This is a genomic window from Oceanibaculum pacificum (genome assembly GCF_001618175.1).
Lineage (GTDB): Bacteria > Pseudomonadota > Alphaproteobacteria > Oceanibaculales > Oceanibaculaceae > Oceanibaculum > Oceanibaculum pacificum.
Genome location: NZ_LPXN01000107.1, coordinates 14,613 through 38,825, shown reverse-complemented (window position 1 = coordinate 38,825; position 24,213 = coordinate 14,613). Strand labels below are relative to the sequence as shown.

The 24,213-nt window shown below is 63.5% G+C and carries 25 protein-coding genes; 12 read left to right on the top strand and 13 right to left on the bottom strand.

All coding sequences use genetic code 11. The annotated features are described in order from the left end of the window. Positions 1-204: 204 nt before the first annotated feature. Entirely contained in the window at positions 205-1,518 is a 1,314-nt protein-coding gene (gene proS, locus AUP43_RS10100; protein WP_067556103.1) for a proline--tRNA ligase, read from the bottom strand. A 185-nt stretch (positions 1,519-1,703) separates the two neighbouring features. Between proS and AUP43_RS18660 the strand changes: the two genes are divergently transcribed. Beyond that, entirely contained in the window at positions 1,704-2,819 is a 1,116-nt protein-coding gene (locus AUP43_RS18660; RefSeq protein WP_084462706.1) for a ParA family protein, read from the top strand. Further along, positions 2,812-3,474 (top strand): RelA/SpoT domain-containing protein, encoded by a 663-nt coding sequence (locus tag AUP43_RS18655; protein WP_084462705.1) that lies wholly within the window; start codon positions 2,812-2,814, stop codon positions 3,472-3,474. The genes AUP43_RS18660 and AUP43_RS18655 overlap by 8 nt, the downstream gene beginning before the upstream one ends. Before the next feature lie 99 nt (positions 3,475-3,573). Here AUP43_RS18655 and AUP43_RS10095 read toward each other — a convergent pair whose 3' ends face one another. Then, positions 3,574-5,073: a methyl-accepting chemotaxis protein gene (locus tag AUP43_RS10095; RefSeq protein ID WP_067556100.1), complete on the bottom strand. Its 1,500-nt coding sequence runs from the start codon at positions 5,071-5,073 to the stop codon at positions 3,574-3,576. A 100-nt stretch (positions 5,074-5,173) separates the two neighbouring features. Continuing rightward, positions 5,174-6,265, bottom strand: a complete 1,092-nt coding sequence (gene corA, locus AUP43_RS10090; protein ID WP_067556097.1) for a magnesium/cobalt transporter CorA — start codon at positions 6,263-6,265, stop codon at positions 5,174-5,176. Between the two features lie 66 nt (positions 6,266-6,331). On the opposite strand from corA, the gene AUP43_RS10085 reads away from it, so the two are divergent. Next, complete coding sequence (locus AUP43_RS10085) at positions 6,332-6,700, top strand: CidA/LrgA family protein (protein WP_067556092.1); 369 nt, start codon at positions 6,332-6,334, stop codon at positions 6,698-6,700. Then, a complete protein-coding gene (locus tag AUP43_RS10080) occupies positions 6,697-7,416 on the top strand; it encodes an LrgB family protein (RefSeq protein WP_067556089.1) in 720 nt (239 codons plus the stop codon). Before AUP43_RS10085 ends, AUP43_RS10080 begins: the two co-directional genes overlap by 4 nt. 18 nt (positions 7,417-7,434) lie before the next feature. Here the strand turns inward: AUP43_RS10080 and AUP43_RS10075 are convergent, their stop codons facing one another. The 5 genes from AUP43_RS10075 to AUP43_RS10055 all read right to left on the bottom strand — a co-directional run bounded on the left by AUP43_RS10075 (position 7,435) and on the right by AUP43_RS10055 (position 12,079). Further along, the gene (locus AUP43_RS10075; RefSeq protein WP_067556086.1) at positions 7,435-7,902 is read right to left on the bottom strand and encodes a MarR family winged helix-turn-helix transcriptional regulator; all 468 of its coding nucleotides are present in this window, start codon (positions 7,900-7,902) and stop codon (positions 7,435-7,437) included. Between the two features lie 84 nt (positions 7,903-7,986). After that, entirely contained in the window at positions 7,987-8,883 is an 897-nt protein-coding gene (mmsB, locus tag AUP43_RS10070) for a 3-hydroxyisobutyrate dehydrogenase (RefSeq protein WP_067556083.1), read from the bottom strand. Positions 8,884-8,909: 26 nt separating this feature from the next. After that, complete coding sequence (locus tag AUP43_RS10065) at positions 8,910-9,980, bottom strand: enoyl-CoA hydratase/isomerase family protein (RefSeq protein ID WP_067556080.1); 1,071 nt, start codon at positions 9,978-9,980, stop codon at positions 8,910-8,912. 8 nt (positions 9,981-9,988) lie between these two features. Beyond that, positions 9,989-11,134: an isobutyryl-CoA dehydrogenase gene (locus tag AUP43_RS10060; RefSeq protein WP_067556076.1), complete on the bottom strand. Its 1,146-nt coding sequence runs from the start codon at positions 11,132-11,134 to the stop codon at positions 9,989-9,991. A gap of 180 nt (positions 11,135-11,314) precedes the next feature. Further along, the gene (locus AUP43_RS10055; RefSeq protein ID WP_067556073.1) at positions 11,315-12,079 is read right to left on the bottom strand and encodes a S24 family peptidase; all 765 of its coding nucleotides are present in this window, start codon (positions 12,077-12,079) and stop codon (positions 11,315-11,317) included. A 142-nt stretch (positions 12,080-12,221) separates the two neighbouring features. Between AUP43_RS10055 and AUP43_RS18650 the strand changes: the two genes are divergently transcribed. The 3 genes from AUP43_RS18650 to hemB all read left to right on the top strand — a co-directional run bounded on the left by AUP43_RS18650 (position 12,222) and on the right by hemB (position 14,389). Continuing rightward, positions 12,222-12,494, top strand: coding sequence for a helix-turn-helix domain-containing protein (locus tag AUP43_RS18650; RefSeq protein ID WP_084462704.1), 273 nt, complete (start codon positions 12,222-12,224; stop codon positions 12,492-12,494). 206 nt (positions 12,495-12,700) lie between these two features. Continuing rightward, positions 12,701-13,249: a PAS domain-containing protein gene (locus tag AUP43_RS10050; protein WP_198154873.1), complete on the top strand. Its 549-nt coding sequence runs from the start codon at positions 12,701-12,703 to the stop codon at positions 13,247-13,249. Between the two features lie 174 nt (positions 13,250-13,423). After that, on the top strand, positions 13,424-14,389 hold the full coding sequence (gene hemB / locus AUP43_RS10045; protein WP_067556109.1) for a porphobilinogen synthase: 966 nt from the start codon (positions 13,424-13,426) through the stop codon (positions 14,387-14,389). Here hemB and AUP43_RS10040 read toward each other — a convergent pair. The 3 genes from AUP43_RS10040 to AUP43_RS10030 are packed head-to-tail and all read right to left on the bottom strand — an operon-like array spanning position 14,379 to position 17,537. Next, a complete protein-coding gene (locus AUP43_RS10040) occupies positions 14,379-15,395 on the bottom strand; it encodes a YheT family hydrolase (protein WP_232315023.1) in 1,017 nt (338 codons plus the stop codon). The genes hemB and AUP43_RS10040 overlap by 11 nt on opposite strands. Positions 15,396-15,403: 8 nt before the next feature. Further along, the gene (locus AUP43_RS10035) at positions 15,404-16,306 is read right to left on the bottom strand and encodes an alpha/beta fold hydrolase (protein WP_067556067.1); all 903 of its coding nucleotides are present in this window, start codon (positions 16,304-16,306) and stop codon (positions 15,404-15,406) included. 25 nt (positions 16,307-16,331) lie between these two features. After that, the gene (locus AUP43_RS10030; protein WP_067556063.1) at positions 16,332-17,537 is read right to left on the bottom strand and encodes a type III PLP-dependent enzyme; all 1,206 of its coding nucleotides are present in this window, start codon (positions 17,535-17,537) and stop codon (positions 16,332-16,334) included. Positions 17,538-18,202: 665 nt separating this feature from the next. Here AUP43_RS10030 and AUP43_RS10025 point away from each other — a divergent pair. The 4 genes from AUP43_RS10025 (at position 18,203) to AUP43_RS10010 (ending at position 22,320) form a co-directional block, all read left to right on the top strand. Then, complete coding sequence (locus AUP43_RS10025) at positions 18,203-19,246, top strand: alpha/beta hydrolase family protein (RefSeq protein WP_067556060.1); 1,044 nt, start codon at positions 18,203-18,205, stop codon at positions 19,244-19,246. An 80-nt stretch (positions 19,247-19,326) separates the two neighbouring features. Then, a complete protein-coding gene (locus tag AUP43_RS10020; RefSeq protein ID WP_067556056.1) occupies positions 19,327-20,307 on the top strand; it encodes a glycosyltransferase family 9 protein in 981 nt (326 codons plus the stop codon). Next, complete coding sequence (locus AUP43_RS10015; RefSeq protein WP_067556053.1) at positions 20,304-21,326, top strand: glycosyltransferase family 9 protein; 1,023 nt, start codon at positions 20,304-20,306, stop codon at positions 21,324-21,326. The genes AUP43_RS10020 and AUP43_RS10015 overlap by 4 nt, the downstream gene beginning before the upstream one ends. Continuing rightward, positions 21,319-22,320 carry a glycosyltransferase family 9 protein gene (locus AUP43_RS10010; RefSeq protein ID WP_067556050.1) on the top strand — a complete coding sequence of 334 codons (1,002 nt, stop codon included), beginning with the start codon at positions 21,319-21,321 and terminating at the stop codon, positions 22,318-22,320. The genes AUP43_RS10015 and AUP43_RS10010 overlap by 8 nt, the downstream gene beginning before the upstream one ends. Here AUP43_RS10010 and AUP43_RS10005 read toward each other — a convergent pair. Next, complete coding sequence (locus AUP43_RS10005; RefSeq protein ID WP_198154872.1) at positions 22,301-22,540, bottom strand: hypothetical protein; 240 nt, start codon at positions 22,538-22,540, stop codon at positions 22,301-22,303. The two genes, AUP43_RS10010 and AUP43_RS10005, sit on opposite strands and share 20 nt — an antisense overlap. 19 nt (positions 22,541-22,559) lie before the next feature. Then, positions 22,560-22,946, bottom strand: coding sequence for a DUF423 domain-containing protein (locus tag AUP43_RS10000; RefSeq protein WP_067556045.1), 387 nt, complete (start codon positions 22,944-22,946; stop codon positions 22,560-22,562). 277 nt (positions 22,947-23,223) lie between these two features. Here AUP43_RS10000 and AUP43_RS09995 point away from each other — a divergent pair, with 277 nt between their 5' ends. Next, positions 23,224-24,186: a TAXI family TRAP transporter solute-binding subunit gene (locus AUP43_RS09995; protein WP_067556042.1), complete on the top strand. Its 963-nt coding sequence runs from the start codon at positions 23,224-23,226 to the stop codon at positions 24,184-24,186. Positions 24,187-24,213 lie beyond the last annotated feature (27 nt).

Here is a 24,213-nt window from a genome sequence, read left to right as displayed (position 1 = left end):
GGAGGGTTGGGGTGGGGGTGAAGCCACACAGCACCGCCGGCGCCATTCCCCCCTCCCTGTCCCTCCCCCGCAAGGGGGGAGGGAGAAGAAAGCCGCCCTGTCGATACTCCAGCAATGCCCTCACCCTGAGGAGTCGCCCATGCCCTTGGGCGGCGTCTCGAAGGGGATCGGCGGCGGTATGAAGAACTTGCCCTTATGGCCATCTTACCCGATCAGCTTGGACAGCGCGGAATCGATGGAAAGCTCGTGCTTCTCGCCGGTGCGGCGGTGCTTGATCTCGACCAGGCCGTTCTGCAACCCGCGCGGGCCGACCACAAGCTGCCAGGGCAGGCCGATCAGGTCCATGCCGGCCAGCTTCGGACCTGGCCGCTCGTCGCGGTCGTCATACAGCACCTCGATGCCGGCGGCGTTCAGCTTGGCGTAGAGATCGTCGCACACGCGCGTGCACTCGGCGTCGCCGGCCTTCAGATTGACCAGCCCGACCTTGAAGGGCGCGACCGATTCCGGCCAGATGATGCCGGCCTCGTCATGGCTCGCCTCAATGATGCCGCCGACCAGACGCGACACGCCGATGCCGTAGCTGCCCATATGGACCGGCGCGGTGGCGCCGTCCGGCATCTGCACCTCGGCCTTCAGCGGCTCGGAATATTTGCTGGCGAAGTAGAAGATGTGGCCGACCTCGATGCCGCGCGTCTCGATCAGGTCGGCGGCCGGCACCGGGCACTCCGCCGGCACATGCTTCTCGTCGGTCGCAGCGTAGAGGCTGGTGAATTTGTCGACCACCGGCTGAAGATCGCCCTGGTAATCCACCTCGATGCCGGAAATGCCGAGGTCCATCCAGCCCTTGTGGCAGAACACCTGGCTTTCGCCGGTTTCCGCCAGGATGATGAATTCATGGCTCATATCGCCGCCGATCGGGCCGGTGTCGGCCGCCATCGGGATCGCCTTCAGCCCCAGCCGGTCGAAGGTGCGCAGGTACGCCACGAACATCTTGTTGTAGGCGCGCTTGGCGCCCTCGTAATCGACATCGAAGGAATAGGCGTCCTTCATCAGGAATTCGCGCCCGCGCATGACGCCGAACCGCGGCCGCACCTCGTCGCGGAACTTCCACTGGATGTGATAGAGCATGCGCGGCAGGTCCTTGTAGGACCGCACCGAGGAGCGGAAAATCTCGGTGATCTGCTCCTCGTTGGTCGGGCCGTACAGCATCTCGCGGTCGTGCCGGTCCTTGATGCGCAGCATTTCCTTGCCATAGCCGTCATAGCGCCCGCTCTGCCGCCACAGATCGGCCGACTGGATGGTCGGCATCAGCATTTCCTGCGCGCCGGCGGCGTTCTGCTCCTCGCGCACCACCTGACCGATCTTCTGCAACACCTTGAAGCCCATCGGCAGCCAGGAATAGATGCCCGCACTGGCCTGGCGCACCATGCCCGCGCGCAGCATCAGCCGATGCGACGCGATCTGCGCCTCGGCGGGCGTCTCCTTCAGGATCGGCAGGAAATAAGCGGAAAGACGCATGGAATTCCTCTGACAGACAGGTGGCAGCTTGCTAACCGCCGTTTATGGCACGATGGCGGCAGACTTTAGGGAAAGCGCGGGGGGATGTCTATGTGGGGCGGTGGGGGATGCAGCCACCAAAGCGGTTGACGTCACACTCCACTTACACAACAATAGATATACATCTATTGTACATGGAAATAAAAATGACAAAACTCTTATCCGTATTCAACAATAAAGGTGGGGTAGGCAAAACAACGCTTACATTTCACTTGGCCCACGCTCTAGCAGGTATGGGAAAAAAAGTTCTTTTGATTGATTTGGACCCACAGTGTAATTTAACGATATACGGAATTAGTGAAGAAAAAATTGCTGAAATATGGGAACCAGAAGACCAATACATTGAAGATTACGAAGCAACAAGAAATAAAAACATAAACAAATATAAGTTAGTTATAAAAAACCCTAGGTCGATTCACTTTACACTTAAACCCACAGAAGATGGAACGGCTGAACCAGAAACACTGCCTCCTCCCATTAATTTGGAAGAAAATTTAAGCTTAATTCCCGGCCGGCTTACACTTCATATGTATGAAGCTAAAGTTGGAGAACGATGGAGTGGGGTCTATCAAGGAGATCCTCTTTCAATACGCACAGCTACAAGAATTAGGTCAGTTGCTCTAGAATACTCAAAACACTATGGATACGACATAGTTATACTTGACACTTCTCCATCTCTTGGTGCTTTAAATAGAAATATAATATCCTTAGCCGATGCTTTTATAATACCAGGCGGGCCTGATTTATTCTCAGTTTATGGGATTAGAAATATTGGAAATGCCTTGAGCTCTTGGCAAAAACAATTCGAAAGTATATTTCATTTTCTCTCCGATGAGAAAAGAGAAAATTTTCCCAAAAGATTTGTAAGATTTGCTGGATATACACTATATAATGCAAAAAAACTATCTGGCAAAAAATCAACTAACCCGCTCGGCCTAGCAAAAGCTCACTACCATTACGCAATTAGAATGCCAGATACTATATTTTCATCTATTAAGAAAGAAAATATGATAAAAATACCTATTGAAAAACTGAAAGAGTCCATAGGAAAAAACTCCGTTATTTACACGCACAATACTCTTCCTAGTATAGCTCAGAAATATCATCGACCAATGTGGGAACTTCCGTCATGCGGAGTTCTTGAAAAAGATGATATACCCACTGTAAGTGGCAATAGACAAATATATGAAAACACCAGGTCATCATACAATTCATTTGCAGAAGATTTACTTGAAAGACTAGAGGCTACGGAAAATGAATAAAACTGAATGGAAGCAATTTGAAAAAAAATATGACGAAATCAGACATGAATTGACAATTTTCATGGATACGGTCGAATCTTTTTTTGCGAACCACCCAAAACTACAGCTTGAAAACAAAGAAAAAATACACTCGACTAAAAAAAGGCTAAAAAACAAAAAACATCTTAAGGAGAAAATTATTCGAAAAAGAAACTCTGAAACAGAAATAAACCTTAATAATTTTTATTCAAAAATCACAGACCTTTCTGGAGTGAGAATACTTTTGTTATTTCAGGAAGATTTTCAATTTATAGATGATGTATTAAGAGAAAAAATAAACAATGGGGATTGGTTTTTAGCCGAAAAAGGGAAGGCATATACCTGGGATCCTGAAAGTGAACAGTATTTCAAAAAATTCGATCTTGATGTGAGTACCAAATCAACTAATTATACCAGCGTCCATTATTTGATAAAACCGCGATCAGATTCCCCCATATGCTGTGAAATTCAAGTACGAACTCTTTTTGAGGAAATATGGGGGGAAGTTGATCACAGGATAAATTATCCAAATCAAACAAAAATTTCTGCATGCAAAGAACAAATTCGTGTCCTGTCAAAGATTGTTGGAGCTGGAAGTCGATTAGTCGACTCCATACAAAGGTCAATTAAAAAATAATTTATAGCATACATAGTATGTGATATTTTTAAATAAATTAAGAAGTTATGGAATCCGCTGCATTTCCCCAAGTGAATTTGATTAGAAAAATATTAAACTCTACATCGCCCGCACATTCACCAGGAAGCCGTCGACGCTGGCGCGGAGCTGGTCGGCCTGGTCGTTGAGGGCGCGGGCGGTGGAGAGGACGGAGGCGGCGGTCTCCCCGGTTTCGCGGGCGGCCTGGGTGACGCCGTTGATGTTGGCGGCGATCTCGCCGGTGGCGGCGGATTGCTGGTCGACGGCCTGGGCGATGGCGCCGGAGATATCATTGACCTGGGCGATGATCTGGCCGATCTGGCGGATGGCGCCGGCGGTCACCTGGCTGGATTCCTGGATGCCCTTGATCTGCTCCTCGATCTCGCCGGTGGCGCGGGCGGTCTGGGTGGCCAGGCTTTTCACCTCGGACGCCACCACGGCGAAGCCCTTGCCGGCCTCCCCGGCGCGCGCCGCCTCAATGGTGGCGTTCAGCGCCAGCAAATTGGTCTGCGCGGCGATCTCGCCGATCAGCTGGGTCACGTCGCCGATCTTCTGCGCGGCGGCGACCAGATCGGCCACCATCTGCTCGGAGCGCTGGGCCTCGGCCACGGCGGTCTGGATCACGCGGGCGGAGTCGGCGATCTGCCGGCCGATCTCCGACACCGAGGCGGCAAGCTGGTCGGAGGCGGCGGCGACCATGGTGGATTGCTGGTTCGACTGCTCGGCCGCGGCCGCCATCGTCTGGGCCGAGCGCTCGGTGCCCTCGGCGGAGTGGGCTACTTCGCGCACCAGCGTCTGCACGCCGGTCTCGAAGCTGGCGGCCAGCTCGGCATTCTGGCGCTTGCGGACGGAAATATCGGTGGCGAACTTCACCACCTTGTGCGGCCGGCCGCTGGCGTCGAGAATCGGGTTGTAGCTCGCCTCCAGCCAAAGCTCCCGGCCGCCCTTGCCGATGCGGCGGAACTGGCCGGTCAGGTACTCGCCCTTCGCCAGACGTGTCCAGAAGTCGCGATACTCGGCCCCGTCGCGCTCGGCGGCATCGATGAATATCGAATGGTGGCGGCCCTGAATCTCCGCCAGCGTATAGCCCACCGCGTTCAGGAAATTCTCGTTAGCGCCGAGGATGGTGCCGTCGAGCTGGAATTCGATGACCGCCTGGGAGCGCGAGATCGCCTCCAGCTTGCCCAGCATGTCAGCCGCCGCCGCCTTGCGCGCGGTGATGTCGGCGGCGTATTTCACGATCTTGTAGACCGCGCCGCGCGCGTTGCGCACCGGATTGTAGGAGGCTTCCAGCCAAATCTCCCGGCCGCCCTTGGCGATGCGGCGGAATTCCCCGGCCTCGAACTTGCCGGCGGCCAGCGACGGCCAGAACGCCTTGTAAGCGGCGCTCTCGCGTTCCGCCGGATCGACGAACAGCGCATGATGCCGGCCCTGGATTTCTTCCAGCCCATAGCCGACAGCGGTGAGGAAGTTGCCATTGGCTGTCAGGATGGTGCCGTCAGGCTTGAATTCGATGATCGCCTGGGATTGAGACAAGGCGTCCACGCACGCGACGGCGTCGCGCGTGAAAAGTCCGAACATGCTGGGAATTCTCCGTAAAAGTAGGGCTACTTAATTAGTAACTCGCGCATACAAATATGATGGAAGTCGCGCGCGGCCAGCCCCCTTAACGAAAAATTATTCATATCCACCCGCGCCGGCGGAAAAACCACAGCATGCCGAGCGCTATGGCGAGCATCGCCAGCATTACCGCCGGGTAGCCATAGGCCCAGCCCAGCTCCGGCATGTTCCAGGGGCTGGCCTCGCGGTCGAAATTCATGCCGTAGATTCCGGCGATGAAGGTCAACGGCATGAAAATAATGGAGATGACGGTGAGGATCCGGATGATGTCGTTCAGCCGGTTGCCGCTGGCCATCAATATCAAATTCTGCAGATCGGCCAGCACCTCCCGGTAGGTTTCCAGCAGGTCCAGCGCCTGCGCGGCGTGATCGTAGCTGTCGCGCAGGAACACCTGGGTCTTGCGGCTGATCGCCGGTTCCATGTCGCCGCGCTGCATCTGGCTCAGCACCTCGCGTTCGGGCCAGAGCATGCCGCGCAGCAGCAGCATGTGGCGCTTCAGCCGGTGGATGCGCGGCATGGCCTTGGCGTCGGCATCCTCCAGCAACTCGTTCTCCAGCGCCTCCACCGCGACGCCCAGGCGCTCCAGCACCGGGAATTTGTGGTCGACCGCCAGATCGATCAGCGCATAGAGCAGGTAATCCGCGCCGCGCTTGCGCATCTGCCCGCCCTGGCGCAGCCGGTTGCGGATCGGCGTCAGCAGATCGGCCGCGCAGCAATCGATGCTCAGCACCAGATTGCCCTTCAGGAACAGGCTGGTCTGGTAGAGATGCAGGTCGCGGCCGGTATAGTCGGCATGCGACAGCACGACGAACAGATGCTCGTCATACATCTCCGCCTTCGGGCGCTGGCAGCCATTCAGCACATCCTCCAGCGCCAGCGGGTGCAGGCCGAAAGCCGCCTTCAGACGCTCCGCCAGGTCGGCATCGGGCGTGCCGGCGACATGCAGCCAGACGGTGCCCTTGCCGCCGGCCGCCTCGGCCGCGCGCAGGGCGGCCAGGCATTCCTCGATTGTGGCGGCCGGGCGCTCCTCCAGCGTCTCGGCGTCGAACCGCGTCAGGCACAGCGTCGCCTCGCCGGCCGGCGTATCGGGATGCGTCGAGAGCGTGCCGGGCGCGGTGCCCGGCGGATGGTAGCGCGACCGATACAGCGCCATGCGGCTTCTCCTTCAAGGCGGGCTGTGGGAGGCTTGGGCCTCCGCCTTCGCCCGAAAGGAAAGCCGATGCTGAACGCGCTGACCACCCTTCTTTTCTTCCAGCTTGCGGGCGAGGTGATCGCCCGCGCCAGCGGCCTGCCGCTGCCCGGCCCGGTGATCGGCATGGCGCTGCTGTTCGCCACCCTGCTGATCCGCAACGACCTGCCGGACAATCTGCGCGGCACGGCCAGCGGATTGTTGCAGCATCTGTCGCTGCTGTTCGTGCCGGCCGGCGTAGGCGTGGTGCTGTATCTGTCGCTGATCGCCGATCAATGGGCGGCGATCAGCGTGGCGCTGCTGGTCTCGACCACCGCCACCATCGCGGTGAGCGCGCTGGTGATGGTGGGGTTGAGCCGTCTTACCGGCCGCGACGCCGCGCCGGAGGAGAAAAGATGAACGCCGACCTGCGCGAGATCTGGGTCTATCTCTCCACCTCCCCGCTGCTGGGGCTGACGCTGACGCTGGTCGCCTACCAGGCCGGGCATTACGTCTATACCCGCCTGAAGCTGTTTCCGCTGGCCAACCCGGTGCTGATCGCCGTCATCCTGCTGGTGGCGCTGCTGTGGGTCACCGACACGCCGTACCAGACCTATTTCGACGGCGCCAAATTCGTGCATTTCCTGTTGGGGCCGGCGACGGTGGCGCTGGCGATTCCGCTCTATATCCATTTCCAGGCGGTGAAGCGGTCGGCGCTGGCCATCGTGGCGACCGTGATCGTCGGCTCGGCCACCGCCATGGTGACCGCCGTCGGCGTGGCCTGGGCGATGGGGGCGACGCGCGAGACCCTGCTGTCGATCGCGCCGAAATCGGTCACCATGCCGATCGCCATGGGCATTTCCGAGAAGCTGGGCGGCCTGCCCTCGCTGACCGCCGTGCTGGTGCTGCTGACCGGCATCGCCGGGGCCATGCTGACGACCTGGACGCTGAACTTGCTGCGCATCAAGGATTGGCGGGCGCGCGGCCTGGCGACCGGAATCGCCGCGCATGGCATCGGCACAGCGCGGGCGTTGCAGGTGAACGAGGTGGCCGGCGCGTTCGCCAGCCTGGGCATGGGGCTGAATGCGCTGGCGACGGCAATCCTGGTGCCGCTGCTGGCGAGCCTGTTTCTATAGGAAGGAGAAGGCGGAAGGTCAGCTCAACGGGGAACGGCCACGGAAATCCAGCAGGTCGGCCCAGTAGCGCTCCAGCGTGCGATAGGATTCGGCGGCCTGCTGCAACTCCTGCGGATTGGAGATGCCCTTGCCCAGATCGCTGGCGTGACGCTCGAACATGGCGGCCACATTGTTGCACAGCGCCAGGCCCTTTTCCGACAGGCGCACGCGGATCGAGCGGCGATCATGCGGCGAGCGTTCCTGGATCAGATAGCCGTTTTCCACCATCTTGCGAACATTGTAGGAAACGTTCGACCCAAGATAATAACCGCGATTGGTCAATTCCCCGACGGTCAACTCGTCCGACCCAATATTGAACAGGATCAACGCCTGGACGTTATTGATGTCCTCGATCCCATTGCGGTCGAGTTCCGTCTTCACGACTTCGAGGAATTGGCGATGCAGTCGCTCGATCAGCTTGATCGCCTCGAGATATGACTCCTTCACCTTTAACCAGCCCCCACAACGAGTTGAAAATTTTTTGAATTGCCCTTGCAATCATCTACCATACAATATCTGGCCTTTACAATTTCATTTCGAGCCGTCGCCTCTCATCATCTTGATGATGCCGGAAAAATCCACCTCGCCAAGGCCTTGGCTGCAATAAAGGTTGTAAAGCTGCGCCGCCTCCGCGCCCAGCGGCGTATTGGCCCCGGCCTGGGACGCGGCTTCCTGCGCCAGCTTCAGATCCTTCAGCATCATCGCGGCTGTGAATCCCGGCTTGTAGTCGCGATTGGCCGGCGAGGTCGGCACCGGCCCCGGCACCGGGCAATAGGTGGTCAGCGCCCAGCACTGGCCGGAGGATTTCGACGAGATGTCAAACAGCTTCTGATGGTCCAGCCCCAGCTTCTCGGCCAGGGCGAACGCTTCCGACACGGCGATCATCGAGATGCCGAGCACCATGTTGTTGCAGATCTTCGCCGCCTGGCCGTTGCCCGGCCCGCCGGCATGCACGATGGTCTTGCCCATCTTCTGCAAGACCGGTTCGGCCTTGGCGAAGGCGGCTTCGTCGCCGCCGACCATGAAGGTCAGCGTGCCCGCCTCCGCCCCGCCGGTGCCGCCGGAGACCGGGGCGTCCAGCATCGCCATGCCGGCCTCCGCCGCCGCCGCCGCGACCGCGCGCGCCGAGGCGACGTCGATGGTCGAGCTGTCGATCAGCAGCGTGCCCCTGGCAGCGCTGGCGAGAATGCCGTCCGGCCCGGTATAGACTTGGCGCACATGCGCGCCGGCCGGCAACATGGTGACGACGATCTCCGCCCCCGCGACCGCGCCGGCGATGTCCGACGCCGGCGTGACGCCGGCGGCCCCGGCGCGCTCCAGATTGGCCGGCAGCAGGTCGAACCCGATCACCCGGTGCCCGGCCTTCACCAGATTGGCCGCCATCGGGCCGCCCATATTGCCCAGGCCGATAAAGCCGATCGTCGCCATGTCGCGTTCTCCCTGATGGTTCTTTCTTAGAAAGTCAGCTCCCGCGCGCCCAGCTCGGCGAAGTGCCGCTCGACCAGGGCGGCATCCACCTCTTCGATGGTCGCGGGGTTCCATTTCGGCGCATGGTCCTTGTCGACCAGCACGGCGCGAATGCCCTCGAAGAAATCGTGGCCCTGCATGCAGGCCTGGGTCAGGCGATACTCCATCGCCAGCGCCTCCTCGATGGACAGGCCGCGCCCGCGCCGCAACTGCTCGAAGGAGACGCACACGCTGGTCGGCGAGCGGTGGCGCAGCGTTTCCAGCGTCTCGCGGCCGAACGCGCCGCCTTCCGTCTCCAGCGCCGCCAGGATGGCCGGCACGCTGTCCTGGCGGAAGCAGGCATCGATCTTCGCGCGGTTGGCCGCCATCGGCGGCTGGCCGGCGGCGTCGGCGAAGGATTGCACGATATGGCGCACCACCGTCTCCGGGTCGCTGGCGGCCCAGTCGGCGGTGTAGAGCGCTTCTTCCAGCGCGCCCATCTTCTCCGACGGCACGAAATGCGAGGCCATCTCGACATAGATCGCGTCGGCCGCGTTCAGCCGCGCGCCGGTCAAGGCCAGGTAATAGCCGGTCCAGCCCGGGCATTCGTTCAAGAACCAGGAGCCGCCGACATCCGGGAACAGGCCGATGCCGGTCTCCGGCATGGCGATCATCGTCTTCTCGGTGGCGATGCGGAACCGGCCATGGCGCGACAGCCCGACGCCGCCGCCCATGGTGATGCCGTCCAGCAGGGCGACATAGGGCTTCGGGAAATGGTGGATGCGGCGGTTCAAGCGGTATTCGGCGGCGAAGAAGTCGCGCGACAGATCGCTCGGCTTGCCCTCATTGCCCTGCACGATGGACTGCCAGATGGCGCGCACATCGCCGCCGGCGCAGAACGCCTTGCCGCCCTCGCCCTTGATCAGCACCGCCTCGATGGCGTCGTCTTCCTCCCAGGCGGCGAGTTGCGGGTCAAGCGCCTCTATCATGCCCATCGACAGGGCGTTCAGCGCCTTCGGCCGGTCGAGCGCTATCACGCCGACCTTGCCCCTCACCTCGAAGCGGATTTCCTGGTCCATCGTCTTCCTTATTGATTCGATTGCAAAAGCTGGCGGGCGATAATCACCCGCATGATCTCGTTGGTGCCTTCCAGTATCTGGTGCACCCGCACGTCGCGCATCAGACGTTCCACCGGATAATCGCGCAGATAGCCATAGCCGCCATGGATTTGCAGCGCCTCGTTGCAGGTTTGGAAGCCGATATCGGTGGCGAAGCGCTTGGCCATCGCCGCCTGCATGGTGGCCTGCGGGTCGGCGGAATCGAGCGCGCAGGCCGCGCGATGCACCATCAGCCGGGCGGCCTCCAGCTCGGTCGCCATGTCGGCCAGCTTGAATTGCAGCGCCTGGAACTCGCCCAGCTTGCGGCCGAACTGGGTGCGCACCTGCATATGCTCGCGCGCGGCATTCAGGGCCGTGCGGGCGCCGCCCAGCGAGCAGGCGGCGATGTTAATGCGCCCGCCATCCAGCCCCTTCATGGCGATCTTGAAGCCGTCGCCCTCCGCCCCCAGCCGGTTGGCGACCGGCACCCGGCATTCCTCGAAGATGACGGCGCGGGTCGGCTGGCTGTTCCAGCCCAGCTTGCGCTCCTTCTTGCCGAAGGACAGGCCGGGCGTGCCCTTCTCCACCGCCAGGCAGGAGATGCCCTTGGCCCCCTCCCCGCCGGTGCGCGCCATGACGACATAGACATCGCTGTCGCCACCGCCGGAAATGAACGCCTTGGAGCCGTTCAGCACGTAATGGTCGCCATCGCGCACCGCCCTGGTCTTCAGCGCCGCGGCGTCGGAGCCGGCGCCCGGCTCGGTCAGGCAGTAGCTGGCGAAATGCGCCATGCTCATCAGCTTGGGCAGAAAGCGAGCGCGCTGCTCGTCATTGCCGAAGCAATCGATCATCCAGCTCGCCATGTTATGAATGGAAATATAGGCGGCGGTGGAAACGCAGCCGGCTGCCAGCTCCTCGAATATCAGCGCGGCGTCCAGCCGGGTGAGCGCGCTGCCGCCCTGGCTCTCGCCGCAATAGATGCCGGCGAAGCCGAGAGATGCTGCCTCGCGCAATGTCTCGGTCGGGAATATCTGCTGCTCGTCCCACTCGGCGGCGTGCGGGGCCATGCGCTCGGCGGCGAATTGCCGGGCTGTATCCTGGATCAGACGCTGATCCTCGGAGAGCTGGAAATCCATGCTTTTTTGTTCCTCCCCCCTGGCCTCCCCCCTGGCCTCCCCCTGGCCACTCCCGGCTTCCAGGCCGGCGGGCGCTTGGCGGCCCGCTCCGTCGCCCGGATCATAAGAGGGTGCGAAGACCTGTCAATCCGCACCGCCATGCGGGGGCGGCAATCGGGGGGCTTTGCCCTGCGGCGCGGCCTACGGCCGGTGCAGGCTGAACAGCACCCGGCCGTAGATGACGAAGAGCGGGCCCTTCGGCTTGTCCAGCTCATAGCTCTTGTAGGCGGGGTTGTCGCTGTGCACGCGCAGCCGGCGACCCGGCAGCCATTGCAGCCGCTTCACCATCGGCCGGCCGTCCAGCCGGCAGACGAACACCCCGTCGACCGGCTCCCGGCCGGCGGCGCTGCGGTCGATGATCACCGGGCTTTCGGGCCTGATGGTGGGGGCCATGCTGTCGCCGCGCATGATGAACACCGCCAGGTCCGCCGCCGTCGGCCAGAAGAAGGCGGCCAGCGATTCCCGGTCGATATACAAGAAGCCCTGATCCCTGTAGGTCGGTGAGGTGGAGTCGGCATCCGGCTGGGTGCTGGGGTCGATCAACGGTATGGCGACCATCCGCTGCAGCGGGCCGGGCGCGCCTTCCCCGGCGCCGCCGTCACGCTCGGTCGAGGAGAGCAACATAGGGCCCCGTCCCGTCGCCAGCCATTCCAGATGCACCGGCCCGGCCCCTGCCAGCGCCACCAGCCGCTCGCGCGACGGATCGGAAACCCCGCGGATATATTTGCGGATCACCTGATGCGACAGGGCGGACCGGCGCGCCAGCTCCATCACGCCACCGCACAGCTCCGCCAGCCGGACGATCCGGGCGGCAAAGTCGTCATGACGGTCAGGAGCGCGCGGGCGGTCATCGCTAGGGGAGCCGCCATCGCCGGTCGCGCCGGAAGACTTCTGCTTATCCGTCATTATCTTGGGAAAATTCCAAACATTGAGGAAGATATGGAAGATTGCTCCGTTCGTAATTGACGTTGGAAATGAATTATACGTATGTTCACAGTCATAATTTGCTCATCCCTCTTTTTCGTCAGCGCCCGGGAAGAATACGACTATGGACAAGCAGTCCCCCGGTTGGCATCCGGCTGACATAGCCGCAGCCATCCGCAAACGTGGGAAAACACTCACCGCTCTCGCCCTGGAAAATGGATTGAGCGAATCCGCATGCCGTAAAGCATTGATTCTAAAATATGCGAAAGCCGAACTGGTCATTGCTCGCTTCATTGACGTTTCTCCTCACGAACTCTGGCCCGATCGTTGGAACAGCGACGAAACGCGACGGAGAGCGCCTCGCTCCACGCGAAAGAATATTCCCGTTCGTTCCTAATTAGTACGGCAAAACGACTTTTTGTCATGAACATGGAGCAAAAGCTGCCGCTGGCTACGGACGGGGAGGCAAACTAATGCAGTTTACGAACATAAACTCAGTATGTGCCGTCCGGCATTGGCTAAAGGTAGACAGGGCATCTGCACACTATTATGCTCACAATCACATACTACTTTTAGATGGTGTTCAACAGAGAGAGGCACGCAGTGGACGATGCGGCGCCCATACTTCCGTCTAGCGCCGATCGACGATTGCAACTCGTCCTCCGGCACTGGCTGGATATACGGAAAGGACAGCGGTTGCCGTCGCGCGCCGATCTGGATCCGCTGGCGATTTGGGATGCGCTGCCGTATGTCTGGATGTGTGACTATTTGCGCGACAGCCATCGGTTTCGCTTTCGGTTGGCCGGTGAAGAGTTGAACTTTTTCCATCATGGCAATCTGGTCGGCCGATATTTAGACGATTTGATTCCAATCAAGTTCCGCAAAGAGATAAACAACAATTATCTAAAAATCGTTAAAACTCCCTGCTTTCTATACGCCGAGGGGGCGATCCATTCGTTGACCCGACAGGCGGTGCGCGGTGAGCGGCTGGTGTTGCCGTTGCGGGAAACCGGTACGGAAGCGTCGCTGATCCTGGGCATCACGATCGTGTCCTATGCGCCCGACTTTTCCGACGAGACCGGCGCCGCCACACCGAATACGCGCTACATTCCCGTCCCCAACCCGTGCCTTTGCGACGCGCCGGCCGATTAGGCCCATCGTCCGCTCGGTTGCGCGATACGGCCGGCAGCGCCTAATATCGGGCTGAATCGGATATGAGTGGACATCGCCATGAATGACCTGACGGCCCGCCCGCCCCTCGGCACCCGGGGCAGCCAGCCGGAGCCGGCCGCCGCAACCGCCGCGCCGGCCTTTCCGCAGACCCGGATGCGCCGCAACCGCCGCACCGACTGGTCGCGCCGCCTGGTGCGCGAGAACAGCCTGTCGGTGAACGATCTGATCTGGCCGGTCTTCGTCATGGAAGGCAAAGGCCTCACGCAGCCGGTCGCCTCCATGCCCGGCGTGCTGCGCCACACGGTGGACCGCATCGGCGCGGCGGCGAAAGAGGCCCAGGCTCTGGGCATTCCGGTCATCGCCCTGTTCCCGCAGATCGATCCCGCCGCCAAGGACGTGACCGGCAGCGAGGCGACCCGGCCGGGCAATCTGGTGTGCCGCGCCATCAAGGCGATCAAGGATGCCGCCCCCGATCTCGGCATCCTGTGCGATGTGGCGCTGGACCCGTTCACCGATCACGGCCATGACGGCGTGCTGCAGGATGATTGCATCCTGAACGACGAGACGGTGGACATTCTCTGCGCCCAGGCGCTGGTGCAGGTCGAGGCCGGCTGCGACATCATTGCCCCGTCCGACATGATGGATGGCCGCATCGGCGCGATCCGCCGCGCCCTCGACGCCGCCGGCCACCAGGATGTGCAGATCATGGCCTATGCGGCGAAATATTCCTCGGCCTTCTACGGGCCGTTCCGCGACGCCGTCGGCTCCGCCAAGACCCTGGGCAAGGCCAGCAAGTCGACCTACCAGATGGACCCCGCCAACACCGACGAGGCAATCCGCGAGGTCGCCCTCGACATCGCTGAGGGCGCGGACATGGTGATGGTGAAGCCGGGCATGCCCTATCTTGACATCGTGCACCGGGTGAAGAAGGAGTTCGGCATCCCGACCTTCGCCTATCAGGTCAGCGGCGAATACGCGATGCTGAAGGGCGCGATCCAGAATGGCTGGCTCGATAATGACCGCGTGGTGCTGGAAAGCCTGATGGCCTTCAAGCGCGCCGGGGCGGACGGGGTGCTGACCTATTTCGCCATCGAGGCGGCGAAACTGCTTAACCGCTGATCCGGAACCCAGCAAAGAAGGCCAGCAGGCAGCGGTCATGCCAGGCGACCGGCTCCCGGTCGTGAAAGCCGACATGCCCGCCGCCGGAGGCGAGCAATAATGTCAGCGCCGGATTGTCGGCCCAGTCGAAGCCGCGATACATCGCCGCCGGTATCCAGGGATCGTCCGCCGCGTGGATCGCCAGCGTCGGCACGCGGATAGTGGCCAGGAAGCCCAGCGCGCTGCACCGGGCGTAGTAATCCTCCGCCCCGGCGAAGCCGTTGCCCGGGGCGATGAAACGGTCGTCATATTCATAGACATCGCGGGAGCCCAGAATCGCCTGCCGCTCCGTTTCGCTCAGGCCGGGAGCGTTCAGCGCCTCCTGCTTCATGCGGTTCAGCAGCCAGCGGTGATAGAGGAAATTGCGCGGCGCGCGGAACCGGCGCGAGGTTTCGGCCAGATCGATGGGCGCCGAGACCGAGGCCGCCGCCAGCACCGGCAGGTCGCCTATCCCCTCGCCCCGGCCCTCCCCAAGTAATTTCAGCAGCATGTTGCCGCCCAGCGAATAGCCGGCCAGCACCAGCCCGTTCGCCAGCGCGGCCGGCGCCAGCCAGCCGAGCGCACGGCGCAGATCCACGCTGCGCCCGGCATGGTAGCGCTGCCGGCAGACGCTTTGCAGCGCCCCCGCCCCGCGCAGGCTGAGCCGCAGCACCGGATAGCCGGCGCGCAGCAGGGCAAGCGCGCTGGCGCAGACATAGCTGCTGTCCTGGCTGCCGGTCAGCCCGTGGATCAGCACCGCCAGCGGCCGCCCCCTCTCGCCTGCGGGCCGGTGCAGCGCGCCTTGCAGATGATCGCCGGTGCCATCCTCCATCGGCAGGCGCAGCAGCTCATGCGGAAAGGCCGCCAAATCCGGATTATAGCCGGTCAGGATGTTGCGGATTGTCTGCAGATCGCCGCTCCACCAGGGTGGACGCGGGCAAAATGGCGGAAAGGCCGGAACGGGGGGACGGTGCCGAACGCTCGCCATGCCGCCTTCTATTCCTGCGCCGCCTCTTTCGCGGCCTCTTCCTCGGCGATGTCGCGCTCGACCCAGGCATGCAGCCAGTCGCGCACGATGGCGGTCTGTTCGTCGTTCATCAGCGCCGGGGCGTGGCCGCAGCCGGGAATCTCCACCAGCTCGGCCTTCGGGCCGCGGCGGGTCATCTCCTCCGCGGTCTCCGGCAGCAGCACGTCGGATTGCGCGCCGCGGATGACCAGCACCGGGCATTCGATGCGGTCCCAGATCGACCACATATCGACATCCTGCAACGGCGCCCTCTTGAAGGCGTCGCCGATCGCCGGGTCGAGATGCAGCGTATAAGTGTGGTTCGGCTGCCGCTCGACGCTGTGCATGACCATCTCGCTCCATTCCGCGTCGGTCAGTTCGCCGTAGCTGGCATAGATTTTCCGGAAATGTTCGTCGACCGCATGCAGGCTGGGAAAGACCAGCTCTTCCCCGACATATTGGCCGATGCGCTCCAGCGCCGCCTTCGGGATGAAGGGGCCGATATCGTTCAGCACCAGCCGGCGGATCGGCGAATCCTCCTGCGCCGCCAGGATCATGCCGATCAGCCCGCCCATCGAGGTGCCGACCCAGTCGACCGCGCCCAGCCCGCGATAGGTCAGCAAATCCTGCGCGTGCTTCACATAGGTGCCGTAATGGTAATCCTCCTTCATCGACAGCCAGCCGCTGCGTCCACGCCCCACCACATCCGGGCAGAGGACGCGGTAATCGGGCTGCAGGGCCGCCGCCAGACGGTCGAAATCGCGACCCTGGCGGGTCAGGCCGTGCACGCACAGCGCCACGCGGTCATTGCTGCGCGGGCCCCATTCGGTGAAGGCAAGCCAGGCGGTCTCGCCGGTGGCGGTGCTGGGAAAACTGCCCTGACTGGGTTTCATGCGCGTGATCCTTGGCTAAAAGGCGCTAGTCGGCCCCACCGACGGAGGGGGGCTCGTCTTCCAATTCCACGAACGTATTCGGATAGAAGCCGTTGAACGGCGTCGCCAGCGCATTTGTGTAAGCGCCCATCTGGCCGATCTCGATCCAGTCGCCCTCGCGCATGTCGGCGGGCAGCGGGAACGGGCCGGCCATGCGGTCGGCGCTGTCGCAGGTCGGGCCGAAGAAGATGTAGTCCTGCATCTCCTGCGAAGCCTGCTCGCCGCCCGGGCGGACCAGCCGCACCGGGAACTGGAAGGCCGGCACGCCGGCATCCGACAGCGAGCCATAGACGCCGTCATTGATGAACAGCTCATTGCCCCGGCGCAGCTGCACCTGGACGACCAGCGACGCGCCGGCGGCGACCAGCGCGCGGCCCGGCTCGCACCACAGCTCGCATTTCGGCAGGTTCAGGCGGCGGAAGCCACGGGCGATGGCGCTCATGAACTCCCACAGCGCCGGCGGGGTGGCGTCCGGGTAGGAAACCGGGAAGCCGCCGCCGACATCCAGCACGTCCGGCTGCACGCCGGCGGCGCGGATCACCTCGCCCGCCAAATCCAGGGCGCGCTCATAGGCACTCGGGTCCAGGCACTGGGAGCCGACATGGAAGCACAGGCCGACGCGCTTGCCGGCGTCGCGGGCGGCGCGCAGCAGGGTCACCGCCTGCTCCGGCGCGGCCCCGAACTTGCCGGACAGATCGTAGACGGCATTGCCCTTCGGCAGCTTCAGGCGCACGAACAGGCCCAGATCGGCGGCATGGCCGGTCTCGGTGATGATCTTCGCCAGCTCGTCCACCGAATCGAGCGAGAAATCGCGCACGCCATACTTGGCATAGGCCTCGCGGATCGAGGCGCGCGGCTTCACCGGATGCATGTAGGCCATGCGCGCGTCCGGCAGCAGCCGGTGCACGGTCTCGATCTCGGTCAGCGAGGCGACGTCGAAATGGCTGACGCCGCCGGCGCTCAACGCGCGCAACACGGCGGTGTCCGGGTTGCACTTCACGGCATAGAAGACGCGGCCGGGAAAAATGGAGGTGAAGCTGCGCGCGGTCGCCTCGATCAAGCGCGGACGCAGGCAGACCAGCGGGTCGCCCGGCTTCAGCGCGGAGACGACGCCATCGACGGACGGCAGGCGGTTGACGGCACCGCGTCGTCGGGCAGCGAGATCGGACAGGACGTCCAGCGTATGAGCCATGACAGCACTCCCTTGGGGGGCGCGGATGATGCGACCCCGTTGACCCGCCGGCAAACCGGCGGATCGCGACAGAACCCTATTGGCGCCGCGAATCGCGCGACGGCATGAGAAGGCTATGAAGTGAGACGTGCTTGGCGGGTTCGGCGGCTGATCCAGTCAGCCTGTGGGACCGCGCAAGGTTCGTTTCGGGGGGGTGTCTCAGCCCCCGGTGGTACAGGACGAATTCATAACAAGACCCCTTCGGACCAGGCGGCCACCGCCGCCAATTGAGCCAAAAGAGACGCGTTACGTCGTTACTTAACCACGTGGGCCATTGGTACGTGCGAATACGCTCTGGACGCCGATATATGCCCAACCACCCGGCCGTGCAAGGGCGAATTTTCCCTGGCCCGCCCGCAACTTACCGGCATTTCCCGGATTTCGCGTCTGACTGTTCGAACGCTCAGCGAAAATACCCCACAATTCATTGAAACAAATAGATTATTCGCTGATTTTTTCGCGCCTTTCTCAAAGAAAATCGAACGTCAATTTTTTGTGACGTTTTTTTGTCGCATCGCCAGCAGCCCTGGCTACCGTTTTTGCCGTATTCAAACGGCGAATGCCAAGACATCACCGTGGAGCAGCCACCTTTGCGCCACTTTGCCCGACCAGAGTCCGGCGCTGTGATGGTTGATCTATCCAAAAGCTCCTCCGGCGCTCCCCAGAGTCTGAAGCATTTCCTCTGGCATGGCGCCTTGCTGCTCGGCGGCATCGCCCTGACCGGCGTTGTGCTGCTGGCCGGCTGGATGGCGTGGCTGGCGCTCCAGGATCCGTTGGCCGCCCTGCCGCGCGCCGAAGGCCGCCTGACATTCGAGCGCGAGTCTCAGGTGCTGCGCGACGATCGGCTGGACCGCCGGATGGTGTTCAGCGACCCGACGCTGAAAGAGGTGCGGGCGACCATCTCCCTGCCCGCGCAGCTTCCCGGCGGCCCGATGCCGGTGATCATCGTGCTGGGCGGCATGCGCACCGGCATCGAGAATATCCGCCCGATCCAGAATGCTGGCGACAATGTGCTGATCGGCTATGACTGGCCGCTGCCGGCCGATGTGTCGATCAGCGGCGGGCTGAACGCCCTGTCCTTCGACATGCGCGACCGGGCGCTCAGCATTCCCGGCCAGGTCGAGGCGATTCTGTCCTGGCTCGATGGCCAGCCCTGGGCCGATACCCAGCGGGTCAGCCTGCTCGGCTACTCCCTGGGCGCGATGGTCGCCCCCAGCGTGCAGCGGGTGCTGGCGCAGGCCGGCCACCCGGTCGGCTGGACCGTCCTGGCCTATGGCGGCACCGATCTGGGCGACATCGTCGCGGCCAATCCCCATCTCCGGCCGGACTGGGCCAAGCCGCTGCTGGGCCTGGCCGCCGACCGGCTGCTGATCCCGCTGGAGCCGGCCGAGCATCTGGCGCATCTGCAGGGCCGCTTTCTGCTGCTGGACGGGTCCGCCGACCGCATCATCCCCGCCGCCTCGGCCGCGCGCCTGCGCGCCCTCACCCCGGAACCGAAAACCGCGCAAACGCTGGAAGGCGACCATATGAGCCTGGCCGCCGACCAGGCGACGCTGCTGGCCGAGATCATCGGGCGCAGCCGGTCCTGGCTGGCCACGCAAGGCGCGGTGAACGGGGCGGAATCCGCCGTGATCTCCTCCTCTTCTTCCCCATCGGTCCCGCCCCAATAACAGGCCGGTTGTTCCGATAGCCCGGCCAGCGTAGAAAAGGCCCCGGTGGGACCCCCGGTCGGGGCAAGGGGATTCGTCGTTTGAAATTGCTTTTCATAACCTCCAATCGGCTGGGCGACGCCGTGCTGTCGACCGGCTTGCTCGCGGCGCTGCTGGACCGCCATCCGGGCTGCCGGACAACGGTGGTCTGCGGCCCCCTGCCCGCGCCGCTTTTCGCCGCCCTGCCGGGGCTGGAGCGGGTGATCGGGCTGGAGAAGCGCCGGCATGCCCTGCATTGGCTGCATCTATGGCGCGAGTTGATCCCGCAGCGCTGGGACAGGATCGTCGATCTGCGCAATTCCGCCGTCAGCTACCTGCTGCGCCGGGCCAGCATCATCCGCCTGGGCGCGCACCAGCCCGGCCGCCATGTGGTGGAGGAGCTGGCGAGTCTGATCGGCGACGAGCCGCCCACCGCGCCGCGCCTCTGGCTGTCCGAGGCCGACCGGCGCGAGGCCAGGCGGGTGATCCCCGCCGACCGGCCCGTGCTGGCGCTGGGACCGGCGGCGAACTGGCCGGCCAAGCAATGGCCGGTCGAGCGCTTCGCCGCCTTGGCCGAGCGGCTGACCGCGCCGGACGGGCCGCTGCCCGACGCCGCCATCCTGGTCAGCGCCGCCGCGCATGAGCGCGCGGTGGTGCAGCCGCTGTTCGACCGGTTCGGTCCGCGCATCATCGACATGGTCGGCGCGCCGGTGATGCCGACCGCCGCCGCCTTCGCCGGCTGCGCGCTGTATGTCGGCAATGATTCCGGCCTGATGCACGCCGCCGCCGCCGCCGGCACGCCAACGCTGGGCCTGTTCGGGCCGACCAACGCGCAGCGCTACCGCCCCTGGGGACCGCATTGCCGGCTAGTGCGCACGCCGGAGGATTGGCGCAGCCTGGTCCAGGCGGCCGACAGCGGCGTGCTGCCGGGCGAACGGCTGATGGACGGCATCACGGTCGAGCAGGCCGCCGCCGCCGCCCGCGACATGCTGGCGCCGCCTGCCCCCTCCCACCCCGGCTCTCATCCTGGGGCGGCAGCATGAATGGCGCAATCAGCGGCGACGTGGCGGTGATCCAGCCGCTGCCGGGCGTCGGCGACATGGTGTGGCACCTCCCGCACATCCATGCCCTGGCGCAGGCGCTGGGGGAGCCGGTGACGATCATCACCAAGCCGCGCTCGCGCGCCGACCAGATTTTCGCCGGCGACCCGGCAGTGCGCCGGGTGCTCTGGCTCGACCGGTCGCAGAACGACGACAAGGGCCGACACGATGGCTGGCTGGGGGCCGGCCGGTTGGGCCTGATGCTGCGGCAGGAACGGTTTCGCCGGGTCTATGTGCTGCATCATAGCTGGCGCTATGCCTTCGCCGCCTGGCTGGCCGGCGTGCCGGAGCGGTTCGGCTACGGTTTCGCCCGCCAGCGCTATTATCTGAACCAGGGCCCCTATTTACCGCAGGCCCTGCGCCGCGCCCATCCGCTGGAGCTGGCCGACGCCTATCTGAAGAGCGCCGGCATCGTGGTGGCGGAGACGGAGCCCCGGCTGCGCATCGCCCCCGAGGCGCTGAGCCAGGCCCGCGCCCGCCATGCCGACCGCCTGCGCCCCTGGATCGGCATCGGGCTCGGCAGTTCGGAAGCCTATAAGCAATGGGGGCCGGAGAAATACGCCGCGCTGATCGCCGGGCTGACGGAGGATGGCTGGGGCAGCTTCTTCCTGCTGGGCGGGCCGGCGGAAGCCCCGTTCCTGCCCGTCATCCGCGCCGCGCTGGGCCGGGAATCGGACCGGCTGGTGGAGACTTTCGACATGCCGATCGGCGACATCCTGCCGTTTTTGGGCGCGCTTGACCTGTATGTCGGTAACGATACCGGCTTCCTGAACCTGGCCGCCGCCGCCGGCATTCCCGCCCTCGGCCTGTTCGGCGCGACGCCGCCCTTGACCCATAGCAGCGCGATCACCGCGATCCTGCCGCCCGACGGCATTCCCGACAAGCAGCACGGCATGGCCCGGATCACCGTCGATGCGGTGCGCAGCGCTGTGGCCGGCAGCAAACGGCCGCATCATGGCTGACTTCGACAGCGTCGCGATCTATAGCGGCGGCGAGATCATCGGCGACGGCGTCTATAAGCTGCCCTTCCTGCGCGCGTTGCGCTCCAGCTTTCCGCGCGCGCGGCTGACCTGGATCTGCCCCAGCACCACCGTCTACAAGGACCGCATCGCCCCGCTGGCGACCGACCTGCTGGACGAGATTCTGGCCGAGGCCCCGCTCGGCCGAAGCCCGTTGGAGCTGCTGCGGCCGGTGCGGCTGCGCCAGCGCTACGATGTCGTCATCGATACCCAGCAGATCGTCTGGCGCTCGCTGTGCGCCCGCCGGCTGCGCCATGGGCTGTTCGTCAGCGGCGCCGCGCAGTTCCGCCTGTCGGAACGCAAGCCGCCCGCCGGCTATGAGCGCCCCGACCATATATTGCAGCGTTTCAACGACCTGATCGCCCTGGTGACCGGGGTCAGCCCGGGGCTCGACCGCAGCCTGCGCCTGCCGGAATCGCTGATGGCCAAGGCGGCGGCGCAATTGCCGGACGGGGCGGCCTATGTCGGCTTCGCGCCGGGGGCCGGCCAGGCAGTGAAGCGCTGGCCGCTGGAGCGTTTCGTCGACCTGGCGCAACGGCAGGCGGCGCGCGGCCGGGTGCCGGTGTTCATCCTGGGGCCGGCGGAGATGGCTGAGTTGCCGGCGATCCGCGAGGCGGTGCCGACCGCGCTGTTCCCGGAACAGGATATCGCGCTATGGGGCGCCGGTTTCGACCCGATGCGCACCATGGCGATCGGCCGGCGTATGGCCGGGGCAGTGACCAACGACAGTGGCGTCAGCCACATGCTGGCCGCCGCCGATACGCCGCTGACGGTGCTCTACGGGCCGACCAGCGCGGAGAAGTTCGGGCCGGTCACGCGGCGCGCGCATTTCATCCAGGCCGAACGCTTCGGCGCGTCGGAGATGGCCGCCATTCCCACCGACGCCGTCGATACGGCGCTGGAGGCATTGCTGACGGCTAGCCCTGATAATCCTTGAAGTAAATCCGCGCCATCGTGCCGACGATGACATTGGCGATCAGCACCACCGTCAGCAGGATGTGCCAGAAATCCAGGAAATAGCGCTGGTTATAGAGAAAGGGCAGCAGGGCGAGCAGCGCGGTCCATGACAGCAGCACATAGGCGGTCAGCAGCCGCTGTCCCAGCTTGGCCTGCTTGGTCGCGCCCTGCCTGCGCATCTCGGCCCACCCTTCCGGCATACTCCGTTCGCGCGTCATTCTAGGCGGCGGGTGGCGGGCGATGCAATCCGCCAGCCAGCGCGACGACCAGCCAGCCCAGGATCAGCGCGCCGCCGCCCAGCGGCGCGGCGCCGCCGAACAGCCCCTCACCGGTCCAGGCCATGCGGTAGAGCGAGCCGCTGAACAACACGCTGCCCAGCGCGAACAGCGCCAGCGCCGCCAGCGCCGCGATCCGCGCCCGCCCGGCGAACACGGGCAGCGCCAGCGCCACGGCCAGCATCGCCAACACATGCAGCCCCTGATAGCGCCACGCCGTATCGAACAGGGAGCGCGCATACTCGTCGCCGCTGAAGCCATGCGCGCCCAGCGCCCCCAGAACCACCAACAGCGCGCCGTTCAGCCCCGCCGCGATCAGCCATATCCGCATATGTCGCCTTCCCCTCTGGCAAAAAACCAGGGCCAGCCTCGGTGTTTGTCCCGGCAAGCACAAGGGATGCATTGCCGCAGGCTCACAGACCGCCTCATGCTGCGCTGCAATAAAACGCGGCGATCTATTGGAGGAAACGGCGGATGCGGGCATTTCTATTTGTAGGCGCGCATCAGAATGGGTAGATGCGGCCGCCAACTAACTATATAGTCCGTCCGGAACTCGCCCGGCGACTCAAGAAGGCGGGCAGTCAAACCGAACAATTGGGAGGAATTCGATGAAACGTCTTGCATGGGGACTTGCGGTCCTGATGGGCCTGGGGCTGGCGACGAACGCCAATGCCCAGGATCGTGCCATGTCGATCGTCACCGGCGGCACCGGCGGCGTGTATTATCCGCTGGGCGGCGGCCTGGCGAACATGCTGACCAAGTATGTCAAGGGCTGGTCGGCGACCGCCGAGGTTACCGGCGGCTCCGTCGATAATCTGAAGCTCGTGGGCGCGGAACGCGCCGACATCGCCTTCGCGATGGCCGACGCCACGCTGGATTCGCTGCGCGCCGAAGGCAAGTTCAAGGGCCAGAAGCTGGGGCTGAAGACCCTGGCCGTGCTGTATCCGAACCGCATGCATGTGGTCACCACCGAATCCACCGGCATCAAGTCGGTCGCAGATTTGAAGGGCAAGCGGGTTTCCACCGGCTCCCAGGGCAGCGCCACCGAGGTGATGGCCTTCCGCGTTCTGCAGGCCGCCGGCCTCGACCCGGAGAAGGACATCACCCGCGAGCGCCTTGGCGTGGCCGAATCGACCAATGCGGTGAAGGACGGCAAGATCGACGCCTATTTCTGGGTGGGCGGCGTGCCGACCTCCGCCGTTACCGATCTGGGCGCGACGCCGGGCCTGAATCTGCACCTGATCGATCATTCCGACCTGGTCGAGAAGATGAACGCCAAGTGGGGCCCGCTCTATTCCCAGGGCATCATCAAGGCCGAATCCTATCCGGGCCAGGAAGCAGACAACAAGCAGGCCAATGTCTGGAACATTCTGGTCGTGCATGAATCCATGCCCGACGATGTCGCCTACAACATCGTGAAGACGATCTTCGAGAAGAAGGATGAGTGGGTCGCGACCCACAAGGCCGCCGCCGAGGTGATCATGGAGAACCAGGTCGCCGGGAATTCGCCGGCCGCGTTCCACCCGGGCGCGGTGAAGTTCTTCACCGAGAAGGGCCACAAGGTCAACTAAAGGCCTGAAGCCATCGATAGACGTACC